Raw genomic sequence first — 15,765 nt, 5'->3', positions numbered from 1 at the left:
TACACACGAGCTAGGTAGCCGCGCAGGAAAATTGCGAGTCTCTGCATGTAGAGTACGAAGCGCCTTACGGCGTTTCCACCACGACGGGGACAAGCTCTACTGCTCCGCGGCTTCTACGGTGCCGTTATTCTGTCGCAGCTTCTGCCATAGCCGCTGCCGCAGAAACACGAGTGCGTCATGACTTGAATCCTGGTCCATGTGCTGCGCCCCGTACAGCAAGGCGGATATAGGGCTTGAGGTAAGGTGAGAAAACACTATTCTCTGCAGGATTTCTAGCGATGGCGCCTCAGGTAGGGTGCCCGCAGCGATGCCACTGGCCCAGGCAGCGAGAACATTTTGAGCATGAGCTTCAACGGTAGCGTCCTTCAGGACTTCCTTCCATGCGTCAACGAACGCGTCCATAAGCTTAGTGTTGGTGGCTGCGACCGCTAGCAAAGCAGCCAAAGATGACGAGTCATCCGACTGCGGATCGACGAGTGCAAGAAACGCTCTGCGTCCTGAGAGAAGCTGATCCTTCGACACCCACTTAGTAATATTCGGCCATACGTGATTGACCAACAGTGTGGCGTCTGCGGCCATAGTCCTAATCGCCTTTTCAGCTTCACGGACTGCTTCATCGTGATGAGGCCTTCTCAGGATCCACTGCAACCGGACTAGAGCTTGTCTTGGATACTCTCGTGCGAAGCTGCCCTGGCAGGTAAGAGCCACAACAGTGGCCAATTCCACAGGTCCAGCCGACGACCACTTCAGAAGGGTCGAACGGACGGCTGGTCCTAGGGTCGGCGACTGGGACGCGGCGTCAAGCATGGTTGCTACCAGACGGTGCCGATCGCCTGAAGCTGACTCAGCTTCCGTCCACTTCTGCGCCAGCCCTAAAAGATCTATGTGGTCCTCTTCGGCGGCAAAGTCTACGAGTGTCTTGCTCAGAGTCTCTAGGTGCGCCTCGCCAGGTTGATTTGGAGCGGTGACCTCTTCGATCCAATTGAGTAGCGGTTGCCGAAGGTCGGGGCGTTCACGCCAGACACGCTTGAGTGTTGCAAGGTTGAGCCCTGGTCTACCGCTCAATGACACGCGCCCATCAACTACGGAAGCGCCAATTTTCTCCAGAAGTGTTGTTAGCTCAGGGGCCGCGAGGATGCTCTTCACATCCACTGCAAGAGACGGGCCGATCAGTGAGCGCGAGATGGACTGGATATCGAGAGGCGCAGCTCCGTCAAAAAGGGCAGCAGTGATGAGGAGGGCACGCTCATCGACAGCATCTTCACTTTTTGCACCGAAAACAGCCGTAAGATGGCTGGCCCACTCGCGAAATGCGTCTATCGCGCCAGCAAGGTCACTTTTCTCATCCGAATCACTATTGAGTAAGCCCGCAAGGCGGACCGCATCCTCGGGAGTGGTGCTTTGAGTAATTAGATTAGCATACTTGCCATCCGGGGCACCGTTTTCCGCTAGCTTCAGCCATTCAGCTCGATCGGCTCGTTGGTGTATATGGGTTAAGTGGCTGATAGCTATTTGGCGGGCAGACGGCCTGTGTTTGGCGCTTACAAAAACCTGGGCGAGAGAGCCGGAAGAGTGCGGCCAACCGTTTTCGGTTGAGATGATCACTAAGACGCTACTCTTAGCTTTCAACTTGGCCCCATGAGAAACAAGCGCCATTGCGATATCTGCGGCATTTGACCATTGGTCGATCTCAGAGGCCACATCCAGAAGGTAAGCGCGATTTGCATCGCACGGGAGCTCTACGACTTGCGGCCTGTCTACCTGATACCAGTCCGGGGTTAGCTGTTTCAATGCCAAGGGCTGACTATCTGTCGTGGCTCTTTCGTCCGCGATCTCCACAAGCGCCTTTATAGCTGTCGTGCGCTTTGCCCTGCCGGAAGGGCCGCCAAGCACCGCTAGGCCATGCCATTTCAGGCGATTTATTAGGCTACCGATGGTAGGAACTTCCACCCATGCATTCCTCACGACCATAAGATCACTTTGAGGAATATCGTGCTCAGGCAGAGTCTCACGGACGTATATCGACCCGAGAGCTTGGAGGATCGTGGAGTTCTCATTGTGCTGAGCTAGTAGATAGCTGGCAGCGCCCTCTACCGTAGAGATGGCCTGCTGGCTGTGCGGGTTTTCGGTCACTGAGAATCCTTACGATCACGGTTGTAAGAAATATCGCCACCCCCCGTATTAATATCACCCCCCGCCTGCAAGACCTGGCTGTTTATGTTATGCAAGGCCGTGAACGTAGAGGCAGCAACTTCTTCTCGAATTTGGCCGGCGTGCTGATCCAGTAGGCACTGGAGATCAACAATCGTGTCGGGGTATTGCTGTAGAAACGCCGCAAGCTGGATAGTCCAGCGCTGTCGGAGATTGCTCGATACATCTTCAAGATGCTCCTCGCCAACCGCCTCCAACTGCTGTCGGTCCTGATCCAGCATGTCAAGGTGGCGGGACTCCGTCTCGGCCCCTCCCCTGCCGAATAAGGCAGCAAGCGCTTCTCGGAACTTCTCCCAGCCGGTCTTGATCATTTCAGCTACCAGCACTTGGGATCCTTGTGCGGCGAGCTGCATCAGCTCCATGGCGTCGCTCATGGGTTACCTCCTGCAGGAGAGATGTCGTCGGAGAGATCTTAAAACTTGTCGCGTTCCAAAGCGATGGTTACCAAAAAATGGATTCAACGGTATTAATGGATGCGATTTTTACCAGTTTTCGGATACCCAAATCATCGACGCCTCCGTGGCCTTAAGACTGCAGAGGAGCTGAAGCACCGCGTCATCCTCTCGCTGACGCCGCTGGGGGTGCTGACCGCACGTGGTAGAACGCTCCTCATGGAGGATCGGCGGGATCGGTTGCGGAAGTTGGGTGAGCTGCTGCGGCGGCTTCGCAAGGATGCGGGGCTGACGGGTAAGGAGCTGGCGGAGCGGGCCGGTATAGCTCAGCCGACGATCTCGCGGATGGAGACGGGGCGGCTGCTGCCGACTCCGGAGACGGTTGAGCGGGTGTCCACAGCTCTTGACCTCGACCAGGACGCGCGGCGCGAGTTGGACACTTTGCTCGTGCGGCTGCGTGACGAGGTGTCGCGGCTGAAAGGTGGGCTTGCTGGCCGGGAGGCGGCGAATGCTGCGCGGGTGCGCTCGTCGCAGTGGATGGCGGTCTTCTCCTCGGCGATGATTCCGGCGCTGTTGCAGACGGCGGAGTATGCGCGGCTGGCGGTGGCACTCGGCCGGGATGTCGATGAGGAGGATGCGGCCAAGGCGGCAGCCGCACGGGTCGACGTTCAAGCGGTGCTGTTCGAGGAGGGCCGGCGGTTCGCGTTCGTGCTGACTGAGGGTGCGGTGCGTACGTGGCCGGGGTCGCCGTCGTTGATGCTGGCGCAGCTCGACCGGTTGACCCAGGTCTCGACGCTGCCGCATGTCCGGCTCGGCGTCGTGCCGTGGAAGACAGAGGTGCCGGCCTTCCCACTGCATGGGTTCACCGTCTTCGACGGGTCCGTGAGTGTGGTGGAGAGCCTGACCGGTGATCTCACGCTGACGGAGACGGCCGAGATCGGCGCTCATGAAGAGGCGTTCGAGGCGTTCGCGAGTGCGGCCGTGTACGAAGACGACCTGCGGACGCTGCTGGATGAGATCGCGGCGGACTTCCGGGAGTTGGCGAAGCAGCTCGACGACTGACGCATTTATGCGTCGTATTCCTTGAGAACCTTCTAGCGTTGGTCATACGCTCCAGTCGAAGGCATGTCTAGCCCCCTATACGACGGAGCGTGTCCCATGCCCCCATGGCGCCTGTCCCGGCACTTCCTCGGCCGCCCCGCCTCGGTCACCGAAGCCCGCCGCTTCATCACCGCAACCCTCGGCAACTGGCCCGTCGTCGAATCGGCCGAACTCATCGTGAGCGAACTGGCGACCAACGCCGTCCGGCACACCGCCTCGGCCCGCTTCGGCGGCAAGTTCATCGTCAGCATCCAGGCCGAACCCGATCAGGTCTGGCTCGGCGTCACCGACGAGGGCGGCCCCGAAGTTCCCCGGCTGGTGCGGCCCAGCGATGATGAGGGCGGGCGCGGCCTGCTGCTGGTCGCCTCCCTGGCGGACAACTGGGGCGTGTACGGCAACCAGGTCGGCCGTACCGTCTGGGCACTGCTCAAGGTCGACCCCATCGCAGCCGCCGCCCACGCGACGTGCCGGTCATGAGCTGCGTGAGCCCGCACGTCCCCGATCGCCGGCAACCCGCGTGCAAGAAGCTGGAATGGTTCAAGCCCTCGGACGGAGCGCGGGTGCGGGTGCTCGCCTGGACCTGCGACTGCCTTGCCATGGTCTATGAGCTGTGTCAGGCGGGTGGGCAGGGGTTCATCCGGCGCACCCTCCAAAACGAGGACGCACCCGAGATCCGCGAGACCCACCACTGGCCCATCGCCCAAGCGCGCGAGACCTGGGCGGCCCTGCTGACGGGAATGGCGCGATGAGCCCGCGCGGTGTCCCCAACCGGCGCTCAGCGATCCGCGCCGTGGACCCAACAACCGGCAAACCCGCCAAAACCGTACTGTCAAGAGGGATAGACGGCATTTCGTCTAGGGCCCTAGACTCGGTGGCGCACCATCTAGGAGGTACCGTGCCACCGAGCGACCTGGACAAAATCGCCGCCATCGACGATCCCTACCTGCTGCTCCGGGTCGCCACCGAACGACTCAACGCCGCCCAGCAAGAAGTCACCGAACTAGCCCGACTCCGCCGCCGCGTCATCCAAGAACTCCACGCCCAAGGCATGTCGTACGCGCAGATCGCCGAGAAGGCCGGCCTGTCCCGCGGGCGTATCCACCAGATCCGCCACACCGGCCCCGCCCCCGAAGGCGCCTTCCTCGGCGTCGGCACCGTCACCGTTGTGACCCCCCTGCGGCACGACGCCGCAACCGGCCGCTCCATGGTCGCCCTGGACGACATGCGCGCCGGCAAGCGCCTGGAAGACCTCGCCCGGACCTTCGGCCTGACCGTGGCAACCGACAACGTCACCGTTGACGGGCAGATCGACCTCAACCGCCCCGGCCTGCTCGTCATCTGCGGCCCCCGCATGTCCGATGCCATGCGCCAGGCGTACGACTCGGATCCGGTCATCCACTGGGACCGCGACGACACCGGCTGGAAGCTCGTCGACACCCGCACCGGCCGCGAGTACCGCTCCGGCTCCCAGCTCGACCCCGCCCAGCCGACCGACTCGGCCTTCCTCGGCCGCCTGCCCCGCCCGGACGGCAACGGGTCATTCCTGGCCATCGCCGGTATCCACCCCAACGGCTCCCTCGGCGTCATCCACCTACTCGCCAATGAGATCGCCACCCTGTGGGGGCAGGTCGGCGACCGACGCTTCTCCTGCGTGGTCGGCGTCGAATACGACCCGCAAACCGGGGAACCAGTGCGAGCGGAACTGGCCAGCCCGCTCTACCGGCACGAGGACACCTGATGCGCGCCGCCTTCGCCAGCGAACCCGCCTACCCCGACCGGCCCAACGAAGACTTCATCGGCGCCACCGCCGACGCCGTCGTCCTGCTCGACGGCGCCAGCATCCCCCCAGGTGTCACCTCGACCTGCTCTCACAGCGTGCGGTGGTACTCCCACATCCTCGGCTCCACCCTGCTCGCCGAGATGACCCAAAGCGCCGGCCCCCTGCCCGAGCTCCTCGCCCAGGGCATCAAGCACGTCACCTCACTGCACGACTTCACCTGCGACCTGACCCACGGCGGATCCCCCTCAGCAACCGTCATCATGCTCCGCCAGGTCGCCGACCACCTCGACTGGCTCGTCCTCGGCGACAGCACCCTCATCCTCGACACCGGCGCGCCCGAGACGACGGTGATCTGCGACAACCGGCTAGAACAGGTCGCCGCACCCCATCGCGCACGGCTCGACAGCCTGCCCGGAGGCACACCCGAACACGCCGACGCCCGACGCGAGTACGTCGAAAGCCTCGGCCAGTACCGCAACCGCGACGGCGGCTTCTGGGTCGCCTCCACCAACCTCCTCGCCGCCGACCAAGCCCTCACCGGCACCATTCCCACCGACCAGGTACACGCCGCGGCCCTACTAACCGACGGAGCCGCCGACGCCGTCAGCCGGTACGGCCTCATGACCTGGGCACAGCTCCTCGAACTTCTGGCGCATGATGGACCGGCTGAGCTCATCCGCAAGGTCCGCGAGACCGAACGGTCCGACCCTCAAGGCAAACGCTGGCCTCGGAGCAAGAGGCACGATGATGCCTCGGTCGTGCAAGTGAGCTGGTAAGAGAATAGGTCGCAATCCCTTTCTCACGAAGCAGCCAAGCTGCAACACCTCAGTCTCGCCAACGCGCCTCCGCACCTCTTGTGCAACTAATTAATGACCCACTACCGGAGGACATGCAGGTCCAGAGGTTTCGCACCTCGGCAAGCGAATAAAAAGTCGAGAAAACAGAGTATCAGCCAAGCTGCAACACCTCAGTCTCGCCAACGCGCCTCCGCACCTCTTGTGCAACTAATTAATGACCCACTACCGGAGGACATGCAGGTCACAGGGGTTTCACACCTCAGCGCACGACTAATTAGTGTGCAACCCCTCCGGAGATGCAGGAGTCGCATGCGGAGACATGTTCCTCCGCCAGCACATCACTAACGATGCCGCATGAAAGATCGGATCGACATTCTTCTACATGCCAGAGCGTCGACAACTTTTACGATTTTCTGTCAGAATGCACGAGCAGCGGTCAAGGCTGCTATCTTTCGAGCCGTCGGCAACCAGATGCCGACTCACTCCCCAAGCGAGGGATTGGCTGTACAGTGACGTCTGATCAGAAAGGGCAGTGGATGCACTGCGGCATTACGATCCGCCCCGGCGGATTCCTCTTATGGTGGCGCTCCCGGCGGCGGAAGCATATGGAGCCTCGCCGCCGGGTGCTCAGGGTGGACTGGCGCTCGCGTTAACGGTCTTGCGTGCCGGGTGGAGGGTGGCCTCCCTTCACCCGGCCTAGACGACCAGCCTTTCGCCTCCGCAACCATATCCCCTGGCAGGCTCGACAGGAGGCCATAGGAATCCTCCCTCTTACGGTCATTTGCGGACGAACCTTCCCAAACTGTGCAGACTCCTTGCCTCGATAGACAGGCCCAATCGACCCACTGATTAGCCCCCTAGACAGAAGCGAGCGCTTAGGTTATCGTTTCCGCATAGCCCCCTAGACAGTTCTCGTGACGGGTCGGCCGCCACTGTCTAGGGGGGTGGACAAGGAGGTGGTGAACGATGGCACTGCAAGGACCCATTCCGATCAGCTTCGAGCTGCTGTTCCCGTACGGCTGCTACGTCGTGGGCGAGGTGACCGCGGCGAAGGACTTCGACGCCAAGCGGGACACCCAGGCCAAGGACAAGGTGACCGGCCTGCCGGTCTGGCAGGTCCCGGTGATGGACGCCGATCCCTCGCTCAAGGCCGCGCAGAAGACGGTGACCGTGAAGATCCTGTCGGAGGTTCAGCCGGTGGTCCCGCCGTCGCTGCCTGGTGTGCCGCTGGCCCCGGCCGAGTTCGAGGGTCTGGAGGTCAAGCCGTACGTGCATCAGGCGACGGGGCGGCTGGCCTACTCGATCTCGGCTCGGGTGATGCGGGCTCCCCGCACCGCGGCCGGCAAGTCCTCCAACGCTGCGAAGGACGCGGCGTAATGGGGCGGCGGACGGTGCGGCCTTCGGCCGTGATCAGCCTCAACACCGGGGGCGGTGCTTCGGCCAAGACCATGCCGTACCCGGCGCGGACGCCGGTGCTGGCGCTGGACTTCGGCTCGACCTCGGTGCTGCTGTCCACTTCGGACAGCGATCAGGTCAGCCCGGCCATGTGGAGTTCGCGCGGCAGCTCGCCCGTGAGGCGGCTTCGTTCGCCCGGTCGGTTGAGCGGCGGTTTCACGGCCTGGCCAACGGTCGCGGGGTGGCCTGATGGCACATGGTCCCTACACCCACGTGTCGATGTCGATCGACCCCGGTCAGCGTCCCCGCATCGGGATCTCGTTCTACGCCTCGATCACTCGGGCGCGGGCTCGGGTGCTGGAGTCCGGGCGGCCGTACCTGGTCCTGGAGTCCGACGAGGCGGACGTGACGGTCTCGACCACCGGGGCCGGCCCGGTCACCGCCGACGACCTGGAGATCGCGCGGCAGATCTTCAACGCCGCCGCGCGGTACCTGGCCGACTGCGAACGCATCCACGCCGAACACGCCCAGGCCAGCGACTCGGCGGCCTGACACGCAAGCGGGGCCGCTGGAAGCGGCAACTTCCGGCGGCCCCTCGGTCTCTCCCTGACTGCGCATCACAAGAGAGGAGTTCAGCTTATGCTCAAGCGCCTTCCCGGTGGCGAGGTGCGCAACCTCGTATCCACCACTCCCGACACGGCGGTCGTGTTCAAACCGGCCGTCGTCCAGACCCCGGCGATCCTCACGATCCTGGTCTTCCTCGGCCGCCTGGTCGCCGGGCTCGTCCGTACCTTCCTCGTCCACCCCATCGCGGTCGCGGTGCTCGCCGTGCCCGGCGTGATCTGGGTCCGGTACGGCTGGCCCGTCGCGGTCGCCACCGTCACCATCCCCGGTTCGCTGTTGTTCGGCTGGATGTTGGCCGACCGGGCATCGTTCGCCCGCTGGATCGGCTGGCGGCTGCTGGCCTTCTGGCGCCGGTTCTGGATCTACCGGCGGCACTGGCAACCCGTGATGATCGTGTCCGGGCTCGGCCGTCACCTCCAGGGCCGCGACTACCTGCCCCGCCTGCTCCGGGTCGAGTGCGACGGCTGGGCCGACCGCGTCACCGTGCGCATGCTGTCCGGGCAGGCCGTCAAGGACTGGGCCGACCGCACCGACCACCTCGCCCACGGCTTCGGCTCCCCCTCCTGCCGATTCGCCGTCGCCAAGGCCGGCCGGCTCATGCTCACCTTCCCCCGGCGCGACCCCCTCGCCGAACCACTGCCCGCCGTCCCGATCCCCGAGTCGGCGACGGTCGGGCCGGTGGAGGTAGGGCGGTGCGAGGACGGCACGCCGTACTGGCTCAAGGTCCACGGCACGCACGTCCTGATCGCAGGCGCGACCGGGGCGGGCAAGGGCTCGTGGCTGTGGTCGTCAATCCGCGGCCTGCTCCCCGCGATGCGGGCCGGCCACGTGCAGGTCTGGGCGCTCGACCCCAAGCGGATGGAACTGTCCTTCGGGCGGGCGCTGTTCGGCACGAGGTATGCCGCCGACCCGAAGGAGTGCGCCGACCTGCTCGACGAGGCCGTCAGCGTGATGCAGGAGCGGGCCGACCGATTCGCCGGCCTCCAACGCTCGCACACGCCGACCACGGCGGACCCGTTCGTCCTGGTGCTCGTCGATGAAGTGGCGTTCCTGACCGCCTACCAGTCCGACAAGCACCTGAGGCAGCGAATCACGGCTGCCCTCGCCACGCTCACCACGCAGGGCCGGGCGGTCGGGGTCGGCGTGATGGCCGCGCTTCAGGACCCGCGCAAGGAGGTCATGAACATCCGCAACCTGTTCCCCGACAAGATCGCCCTCCGGCTCGACGAGTCCGAACAGGTCGACATGGTCCTCGGCGACGGCGCACGCGACCGGGGAGCCCTGGCCGACCACATCTCACCCGTCCCCGAACGCGGCGCGGGCATCGGCTACGTCCGTCTGGAGACCTCCCCCGATCCGGTGCGGGTGCGGGCCGCCTACGTCTCCGACGCCGACATCCGCGAAATGGTCGCCGAGTACAGCGGTCGAAGCGAGGCCGCATGAACGGCCTGGCGCACTTCCTCGACGGGCTGCGCTGCTCGGTCTGCGGCGCGCTCAACGTCCTGTGGCTCGACCCCCTGCGCGGCCTGGTCGAGTGCCACGAATGCGGCCAGACCGCCCTCACCATCCCCGAGACCGCAGAGGAGGACAGTTGATCGACGCCCAGCAGACCGGGGATGACCAGCCGATCTCCCCCGCTCGGCTCAACGACCGGTCCACTCCCCGCGCCGTCCGCATGGCTCAACCGCTGGCGCGGGACGTGGTCGAGGAGATCGCCAAGCAGTACGGGGTGTGCATCCGCCCGGTTCCTCTGCGGCGGCAGGACATCCTCACCGGACAGACCGAGGTCATCGACGTCCCCTGCGGGGCGACACTGGAGAGCAAGTGCCCGCCGTGCGCCAAGCGCAACCGGCAACTCCGGCGGGCGCAGTGCCGGGAAGGCTGGCACCTCGACCACGAGCCGGTCAACCTGCCCGACAACGCCGATGAGTATCAGCGTCACCTCGTGGAGCTGCGGGCCGACGCTCAGGCATGGCGGGACGAGGTGGAGAAGGCCGGCGGTGACACCACCGACCTGGACGCCGCTATTGAAGACCTGGACGAGGAGATCAACCGGGCCGGGATGCGGGGCAACGTCCTCGGCCGCACCTCCGGCAAGCGCTCGCGGTCCACGAAGCGGCGGCAGGACGCGCCGGATCTGCCCAAGCGGCAGATGACCAAGACCACGCTCGGGCGGACCTTCACCGGCTCGGACGGCAAGACCTACCGGCCGTCGATGTTCGTCACACTCACGCTCCCGTCGTACGGGCGGGTGCTGGAGGGCGCGCCCCTCGACCCGGACGCCTACGACTACGCGCGGGCGGCCCGCGACGCGCTGCACTTCTCCAAGCTGGTGGACCGCTTCGTGCAGAACCTTCGCCGGGTGGCGGGCTATGACGTGCAGTACTTCGCGACGGTCGAGCCTCAGAAGCGGCTCGCGCCGCATCTGCACATGGCGATCCGCGGGACCCTGCCCCGTGCGGAGCTGCGGCAGATCGTCGCGGCCACGTATCACCAGGTGTGGTGGCCGTCCACTGATGTCGTGCGGTTCGAGGGGGAGCACCTGCCGGTCTGGGAGGACGGGGCCGGCTACCTCGACCCGGCCACGGGGGAAGTGCTGCCGACTTGGGAACAGGCCCTCGACCAGCTCGACGCCGACGAGGACGCCGAACCCCTGCATGTGCTCCGCTTCGGCGACCAGCTCGACATACAAAGCGTGCTCGCCGGGACCCTGGACGCCGACCAGCTCATCGGCTACCTGTCGAAGTACCTCACCAAGAGCCTCGGTGACGCGCTCGGCACTGATGACCCTCGGCGCAAAGCACACGCCGAACGGCTGCTGGAAGCGCTGCGGTTCGAGCCGTGCTCGCCGACGTGCCCGAACTGGCTGCGGTACGGCGTGCAGCCCAAGGGCGCCAGACCCGGTATGGCTCCGGGCCGGTGCAAGGGCAAGGCGCACAAGCCCGATCACCTCGGCTACGCGGGGCGGCGGGTCCTGGTCGCAAGGAAGTGGTCAAACAAGACCCTGACCGAGCACAAGCAGGACCGCCGCACGTGGGTCCTGGAAGCGCTCGGCGTCGAAGACGAGCCGGTCGACCCCCACCGCTACATCTGGCGACCCGTCAAGCCCGGAGATCCCGACCTCGCACCCATCGGCGTCCGACTCCTGCGCTCGGTCCACGAACGCCAGCGCTGGCGCAACCACCTCGACCGGCTCCAAGCCGAGGCAGACGGACAAGATTTTTCGGCAACTGAAGGGAGGGCAGCGTGATGGACAGACTCTTCTACCGGCCCAAGGACGCGGCGGTCGTCCTCGGGATGAGCCGTACGGCGGTCTTCCGGCTGATCAAGAGCGGAGAGCTTCGCTCGGTCAAGTACGACGGATATCGCCTCGTCCCGGCTGACGCCCTTCAGGAGTTTGCCCGGCGCCTGACCGAGGCGGCGTGATGGCCGACCGCAAACCGAACGGGCGATCGTCCATCTACCTCGGCCAGGACGGCTACTGGCACGGCTGGGTGACCGTGGGCATCAAGCCGGACGGCTCCCCCGACCGCCGTCACCGGATGGGGAAGACGGAGGCGGAGGTCACGCGCAAAGTCCAAGAGCTGGAGGGCAAGCGCGAGACCGGGCAAGTGGCCAAGCCGGGCAAGGTCCCGACCGTCGCCGAGTGGATGACCGAATACCTCGACGTCATCTGTGACCGTCTCGTGGCGTCGGGCAAGATGGCGCCTCGGACCCTCGACGACTACCGGTCCAAGACTCGCCACTGGATCATCCCGCTCCTCGGCCGACACCGCCTCGACCGGCTCGCCCCTGAGCACCTCGACAAGGCGTACGCGACGATGCTGGAGCAGGGCCGCTCGTCGAGCACGGTCCTCAAGGTGCATCGCATCCTGTCCCGCGCCCTGAAGATCGCCGTACGCCGGAACAAGGTCACCAGGAACGTCGCCACGCTCGTGGACGCCCCGGTCGCTGCTGATCCCGACTTGGAGCCGCTGACGCGGAACGAGGCACGAAAGATCCTGGAGGCGGCCAAGTCGCGCCGGAACGCGGCACGCTGGTCGGTGGCTCTTGCCCTCGGCATCCGCCAGGGCGAAGCGCTCGGCCTCCGCTGGTCCTTCGTCGACCTCGAGACCGGCGTGATCAAAGCCTGGTACCAGGCACAGCGATCACCGTGGAAGCACGGCTGCGACGACCCGCACACGTGCGGCAAGGAGTGGCACCGCTGGCCGTGCAAGCCGCGGTGCAAGGTCCACAAGCATGACCCCGCCTGTCCACAGAGCTGCACAAAGCGCGGCCACGTCTGCCCGACACGGACGTGTGCGAAGGACTGCACCGGCCACGCCGACCGGTGCCCGAAGCGTACGGGCGGTGGCATCGTCTTTCGGCAACGCAAGGGCCGGAGTCGGCTGACCCTCCAGTGCCCGCCCGAGCTGCTTCCGATCCTGCGGGAGCACAAGAAGCGCCAGGACGCCGAACGGGCGGAGGCCGGTGAGCTCTGGGAGGATCACGACCTGCTCTTCCCGACGAGGCGGGGCCGGCCGATGGAGCGCAGCGAGGACTACAAGATGTGGAAGGCGCTCCTGCGCCAGGCCGGGGTCCGGGAAGCCCGGCTCCATGACGCGCGACACACGGCCGGGACACTCCTCGTCGAGCAGGGCGTCCACATCCGGGTCGTGCAAGAGATCCTCGGCCACGCCCGCGTCACGACCACTGAGCGTTACACCCACATCGCCAGTCCCCAGGTGAAGGACGCCAGCGAGCGCATGGGGGCGGCCCTGTGGGGCGAGGACTGAAACAAGGGACTGAAGGCAACTGCAACTAGAACTGCAACTAGAGGCCCCTGGGAGATCAAAAAGCCCCCCTCGCCGAAGACCGGCGAGAGGGGCTTTGAACTGCGGAGGCTCGGGGATTTGAACCCCGGATGGGCTTAAGACCCAAACCGCATTAGCAGTGCGGCGCCATAGACCTGACTAGGCGAAGCCTCCTGGTAGCGCGTTGCTCAGCACAGCGTACCGGCGATCGTCCAAGGCGGCAAAGCGGATTGCCGAGTGAAGCTCGCCACCGTCGTGGACCTCGCGCGGCGGGGCGTTTTGGATCGGTGCACAGCCCTTGTCCACAGGCTGTGGACAAGGGCTGTGCACAGGGTGTGGATATCCGCCTCCGCCCCGCACAGGCTACGCCTGGCGGATGGCCTCGCCCTCGATCTCGATTTTGACCTTCTTGCCGACGAGGACGCCACCGGTCTCCAGGGCCTGGTTCCAGGTCAGGCCGTACTCCTCGCGGTCGATCTCGGTCTCCGCGCCGAACCCGAAGATCTCCTGACCCCACGGGTTGTTGGCGGCGCCGTTGAACTCGACCTTGAGCTCGACTTCATTGGTCACGTCGCGGATCGTGAGGTCGCCGACGAGCGTGAACTCGTCGCCCGACAGGCCGGTCACCCGCTTGCTGCGGAAGGTGATCTCGGGGAACTTGTCGGCGCTCAGGAAGTCGTCGCTCCGCAGGTGGCCGTCGCGGTCGGCCACACCGGTCTCGATCGTGCCCGCCTTGATGACGACGTCCACGCTGGACTCGAGCGGGTTCTCGGCGATGACGATCTTGCCCTCGTAGTCGGCGAAGTGGCCGCGGACCTTGCTGACCATCATGTGCTTGACGACGAAACCGACACGCGTGTGGGCCTTGTCCAGCGCGAACTCGCCGGCCGTCGGGACCTTCAGGCCCTCCCACTCACGGATGCTCATGACTGCTCCCCTGATCGTTGCTGTGCGGATGTCTTACTCAGCAAATGTCTACCGGAGAAATATTCCTCTCGTCAACTATCGTGCCGTAGACTCGGGCCATGGACCCATTCGACGACCCACGGCTCACGGCGATGGGCCTGTTGGCGGAGGTCTGCACCGGGCTGTCCGACAAGACCAGCCCCACGTTGGCCGCCGCCGGACTGTCCGAGGTCGACTTCGAGACCCTGATCCGGCTGGCCCGTTCGCCGGAACGACGCCTGCGGATGAGCGATCTCGCGGCCCAGACGTCGCTGTCCACGAGCGGGATCACCCGGGTGGTCGACCGCCTGGAACGCGACGGGCTCGTCGAACGGCACGCCTGCGCCAGCGACCGCCGCGCCTCGTACGCCGTGCTGAGCGAGACGGGGGCGGAGCGGCTGCGGGCCGTGCTCCCCCGGCACCTCGAGGACATCGAGACCTGGTTCACCGGGCTGCTGACCGAAAACCAGCTCGCCGAGTTCCTGCAGGCACTGCGGGTGATCCGCGACGTCGTACGGCCCTGCGCGACCGCCGGCGCACGGGAGGCAGGCAGGGCTCCGCAGGCCAAGGCGGGCTGAGTCCCCCGAAATCGGGATGAGAAGGAACTGACCGGACGACTGGCGTAAACGATCGTTTTCTGGTGGACTCCGTAATTCAGGAAACGGCTCCACGACAGCCGACGCAGTCCCCCGTACCCGAGCCCATGGAGCGCCCGTGCGTTTCCCCTCACGCGCACTCGCCGTCCTCGCCGCCGCGGCCCTCGCGGTCCCCGCCGCCGCTTCCACCTCCGCGTTCGCGGCGGCCACGGCGACCCCGAGCCCGACCCCGAGCCCGAGCCCGACGCCTTCTCAAACGCAGACGCAGACGCCCGCCGCGGCGACCCCGAGCCCCCGCGCCACCTCGAATGCGACCCCCAAGCCCACCACCACGACGAAGACCACGCGGCCGAAGAGCGTGCCGAAGGACGCCGTCCAGGTGACCGTCAAGAAGATCCTGACCGGTGACACCGCGGATGTCGTCACCGTGAGCGGCAGGACCGTACGGATCGGCCTGCTGGAGGCGGAGGCCCCCGCCAAGGGCGCCTGCTGGTTCCCGGAGGCGACCGCCCGGCTGAAGGCCCTGCTGCCGCCCGGCAAGCCGGCGTACGTTCAGGCCGCCGAGCAGGTGCCCGAGAAGAACCGCATTCTGATCTACCTGTGGTCGTCCACCGGCGTCTACGTCAACGGCGACATGGTCAGGAGCGGCCTGGCCCAGACCGTGAACTCCTTCCCCGAGCACACCTACACCCTGTGGCAGTACAACGAGCAGGTCCGCGCGCAGATGGACAAGGTGGGCCTGTGGTCGGGGTGCTGGGCGGCCGACACCTACGACAGGCGTTCCGGCGTCCAGGTCCCTCCGGGCACCGGCGACGCCCTGACCCCGGCGCCGATCGAGCCGGCCGACGCGGCCCCCGCCCCGCCCGGCACGACGTACTCCCCTGAGCCGCTTCCGCAGGGAGGCACCACCGGATCGGTCGCCGCGGTCAGCCCCTCGCCGACCCCCAGTCCGAGTCCGAGCCCCAGCCCCAGTCCGAGCCCGAGCGCCGGCGGCGCGACCGACACCAGGTACGGCACCTGCGAAGAGGCGATCGCCCACGGGTTGGGCCCGTACTATCGCGGATCCCTCGAGTACGAGTGGTACACCGACGCCGACAGCGACGGAGTGGTCTGCGAGAGGTGACGCGGGGC

At 65.8% G+C, this 15,765-nt stretch carries 17 protein-coding genes and 1 tRNA gene; 14 read left to right on the top strand and 4 right to left on the bottom strand.

What is annotated here, in order from left to right:
* Positions 1–96: 96 nt before the first annotated feature.
* The gene (locus ACQPZZ_RS01880) at positions 97–2,133 is read right to left on the bottom strand and encodes a hypothetical protein (RefSeq protein ID WP_432928335.1); all 2,037 of its coding nucleotides are present in this window, start codon (positions 2,131–2,133) and stop codon (positions 97–99) included.
* A complete protein-coding gene (locus ACQPZZ_RS01875) occupies positions 2,130–2,585 on the bottom strand; it encodes a hypothetical protein (RefSeq protein ID WP_432928333.1) in 456 nt (151 codons plus the stop codon). The genes ACQPZZ_RS01880 and ACQPZZ_RS01875 overlap by 4 nt, the downstream gene beginning before the upstream one ends.
* Positions 2,586–2,852: 267 nt before the next feature.
* Here ACQPZZ_RS01875 and ACQPZZ_RS01870 point away from each other — a divergent pair, with 267 nt between their 5' ends.
* The 12 genes from ACQPZZ_RS01870 (at position 2,853) to ACQPZZ_RS01815 (ending at position 13,075) form a co-directional block, all read left to right on the top strand.
* Positions 2,853–3,665, top strand: coding sequence for a helix-turn-helix domain-containing protein (locus ACQPZZ_RS01870; protein WP_432928331.1), 813 nt, complete (start codon positions 2,853–2,855; stop codon positions 3,663–3,665).
* Between the two features lie 96 nt (positions 3,666–3,761).
* A complete protein-coding gene (locus ACQPZZ_RS01865) occupies positions 3,762–4,181 on the top strand; it encodes an ATP-binding protein (RefSeq protein ID WP_432928329.1) in 420 nt (139 codons plus the stop codon).
* A 5-nt stretch (positions 4,182–4,186) separates the two neighbouring features.
* Positions 4,187–4,453, top strand: a complete 267-nt coding sequence (locus ACQPZZ_RS01860; protein WP_432928327.1) for a hypothetical protein — start codon at positions 4,187–4,189, stop codon at positions 4,451–4,453.
* Between the two features lie 146 nt (positions 4,454–4,599).
* Entirely contained in the window at positions 4,600–5,442 is an 843-nt protein-coding gene (locus tag ACQPZZ_RS01855; protein WP_432928325.1) for a sigma factor-like helix-turn-helix DNA-binding protein, read from the top strand.
* Positions 5,442–6,260 carry an integrase gene (locus ACQPZZ_RS01850; RefSeq protein WP_432928323.1) on the top strand — a complete coding sequence of 273 codons (819 nt, stop codon included), beginning with the start codon at positions 5,442–5,444 and terminating at the stop codon, positions 6,258–6,260. Before ACQPZZ_RS01855 ends, ACQPZZ_RS01850 begins: the two co-directional genes overlap by 1 nt.
* Before the next feature lie 987 nt (positions 6,261–7,247).
* Positions 7,248–7,658, top strand: a complete 411-nt coding sequence (locus ACQPZZ_RS01845) for a plasmid replication, integration and excision activator (RefSeq protein WP_432928321.1) — start codon at positions 7,248–7,250, stop codon at positions 7,656–7,658.
* 267 nt (positions 7,659–7,925) lie between these two features.
* On the top strand, positions 7,926–8,228 hold the full coding sequence (locus ACQPZZ_RS01840) for a hypothetical protein (RefSeq protein WP_432928319.1): 303 nt from the start codon (positions 7,926–7,928) through the stop codon (positions 8,226–8,228).
* An 87-nt stretch (positions 8,229–8,315) separates the two neighbouring features.
* Positions 8,316–9,743 (top strand): FtsK/SpoIIIE domain-containing protein, encoded by a 1,428-nt coding sequence (locus ACQPZZ_RS01835; protein WP_432928317.1) that lies wholly within the window; start codon positions 8,316–8,318, stop codon positions 9,741–9,743.
* Positions 9,740–9,895, top strand: a complete 156-nt coding sequence (locus tag ACQPZZ_RS01830; RefSeq protein WP_157099559.1) for a hypothetical protein — start codon at positions 9,740–9,742, stop codon at positions 9,893–9,895. Before ACQPZZ_RS01835 ends, ACQPZZ_RS01830 begins: the two co-directional genes overlap by 4 nt.
* Positions 9,896–9,975: 80 nt before the next feature.
* Positions 9,976–11,550 (top strand): replication initiator, encoded by a 1,575-nt coding sequence (locus ACQPZZ_RS01825; RefSeq protein WP_432934256.1) that lies wholly within the window; start codon positions 9,976–9,978, stop codon positions 11,548–11,550.
* The gene (locus ACQPZZ_RS01820) at positions 11,550–11,726 is read left to right on the top strand and encodes a helix-turn-helix domain-containing protein (protein WP_359868289.1); all 177 of its coding nucleotides are present in this window, start codon (positions 11,550–11,552) and stop codon (positions 11,724–11,726) included. The genes ACQPZZ_RS01825 and ACQPZZ_RS01820 overlap by 1 nt, the downstream gene beginning before the upstream one ends.
* Positions 11,726–13,075, top strand: a complete 1,350-nt coding sequence (locus ACQPZZ_RS01815; protein WP_432928315.1) for a tyrosine-type recombinase/integrase — start codon at positions 11,726–11,728, stop codon at positions 13,073–13,075. The genes ACQPZZ_RS01820 and ACQPZZ_RS01815 overlap by 1 nt, the downstream gene beginning before the upstream one ends.
* Before the next feature lie 102 nt (positions 13,076–13,177).
* Here the strand turns inward: ACQPZZ_RS01815 and ACQPZZ_RS01810 are convergent.
* Both ACQPZZ_RS01810 and ACQPZZ_RS01805 read right to left on the bottom strand, forming a co-directional pair.
* Positions 13,178–13,267, bottom strand: a tRNA-Ser gene (locus ACQPZZ_RS01810).
* 189 nt (positions 13,268–13,456) lie between these two features.
* Positions 13,457–14,020 (bottom strand): YceI family protein, encoded by a 564-nt coding sequence (locus ACQPZZ_RS01805; protein WP_432928313.1) that lies wholly within the window; start codon positions 14,018–14,020, stop codon positions 13,457–13,459.
* A gap of 98 nt (positions 14,021–14,118) precedes the next feature.
* Between ACQPZZ_RS01805 and ACQPZZ_RS01800 the strand changes: the two genes are divergently transcribed.
* Positions 14,119–14,616 (top strand): MarR family winged helix-turn-helix transcriptional regulator, encoded by a 498-nt coding sequence (locus ACQPZZ_RS01800; protein ID WP_432928311.1) that lies wholly within the window; start codon positions 14,119–14,121, stop codon positions 14,614–14,616.
* A gap of 136 nt (positions 14,617–14,752) precedes the next feature.
* Entirely contained in the window at positions 14,753–15,757 is a 1,005-nt protein-coding gene (locus ACQPZZ_RS01795) for a thermonuclease family protein (RefSeq protein ID WP_432928309.1), read from the top strand.
* Positions 15,758–15,765: the final 8 nt, after the last annotated feature.

This window comes from Microbispora sp. CA-135349 (assembly GCF_050947365.1).
In the GTDB taxonomy this organism is placed as follows: Bacteria; Actinomycetota; Actinomycetes; order Streptosporangiales; family Streptosporangiaceae; genus Microbispora.
This window is presented reverse-complemented; position numbering and strand designations above follow the sequence as displayed.

What these genes read in the sequence shown, in the direction of transcription:
- ACQPZZ_RS01875 (WP_432928333.1), bottom strand. Translation starts at nt 2,585, where the DNA reads ATGAGCGACGCCATGGAGCTGATGCAGCTCGCCGCACAAGGATCCCAA.
- ACQPZZ_RS01865 (WP_432928329.1), top strand. Translation starts at nt 3,762, where the DNA reads ATGCCCCCATGGCGCCTGTCCCGGCACTTCCTCGGCCGCCCCGCCTCG.
- ACQPZZ_RS01850 (WP_432928323.1), top strand. Translation starts at nt 5,442, where the DNA reads ATGCGCGCCGCCTTCGCCAGCGAACCCGCCTACCCCGACCGGCCCAAC.
- ACQPZZ_RS01845 (WP_432928321.1), top strand. Translation starts at nt 7,248, where the DNA reads ATGGCACTGCAAGGACCCATTCCGATCAGCTTCGAGCTGCTGTTCCCG.
- ACQPZZ_RS01840 (WP_432928319.1), top strand. Translation starts at nt 7,926, where the DNA reads ATGGCACATGGTCCCTACACCCACGTGTCGATGTCGATCGACCCCGGT.
- ACQPZZ_RS01835 (WP_432928317.1), top strand. Translation starts at nt 8,316, where the DNA reads ATGCTCAAGCGCCTTCCCGGTGGCGAGGTGCGCAACCTCGTATCCACC.
- ACQPZZ_RS01830 (WP_157099559.1), top strand. Translation starts at nt 9,740, where the DNA reads ATGAACGGCCTGGCGCACTTCCTCGACGGGCTGCGCTGCTCGGTCTGC.
- ACQPZZ_RS01825 (WP_432934256.1), top strand. Translation starts at nt 9,976, where the DNA reads ATGGCTCAACCGCTGGCGCGGGACGTGGTCGAGGAGATCGCCAAGCAG.
- ACQPZZ_RS01820 (WP_359868289.1), top strand. Translation starts at nt 11,550, where the DNA reads ATGGACAGACTCTTCTACCGGCCCAAGGACGCGGCGGTCGTCCTCGGG.
- ACQPZZ_RS01815 (WP_432928315.1), top strand. Translation starts at nt 11,726, where the DNA reads ATGGCCGACCGCAAACCGAACGGGCGATCGTCCATCTACCTCGGCCAG.
- ACQPZZ_RS01805 (WP_432928313.1), bottom strand. Translation starts at nt 14,020, where the DNA reads ATGAGCATCCGTGAGTGGGAGGGCCTGAAGGTCCCGACGGCCGGCGAG.
- ACQPZZ_RS01800 (WP_432928311.1), top strand. Translation starts at nt 14,119, where the DNA reads ATGGACCCATTCGACGACCCACGGCTCACGGCGATGGGCCTGTTGGCG.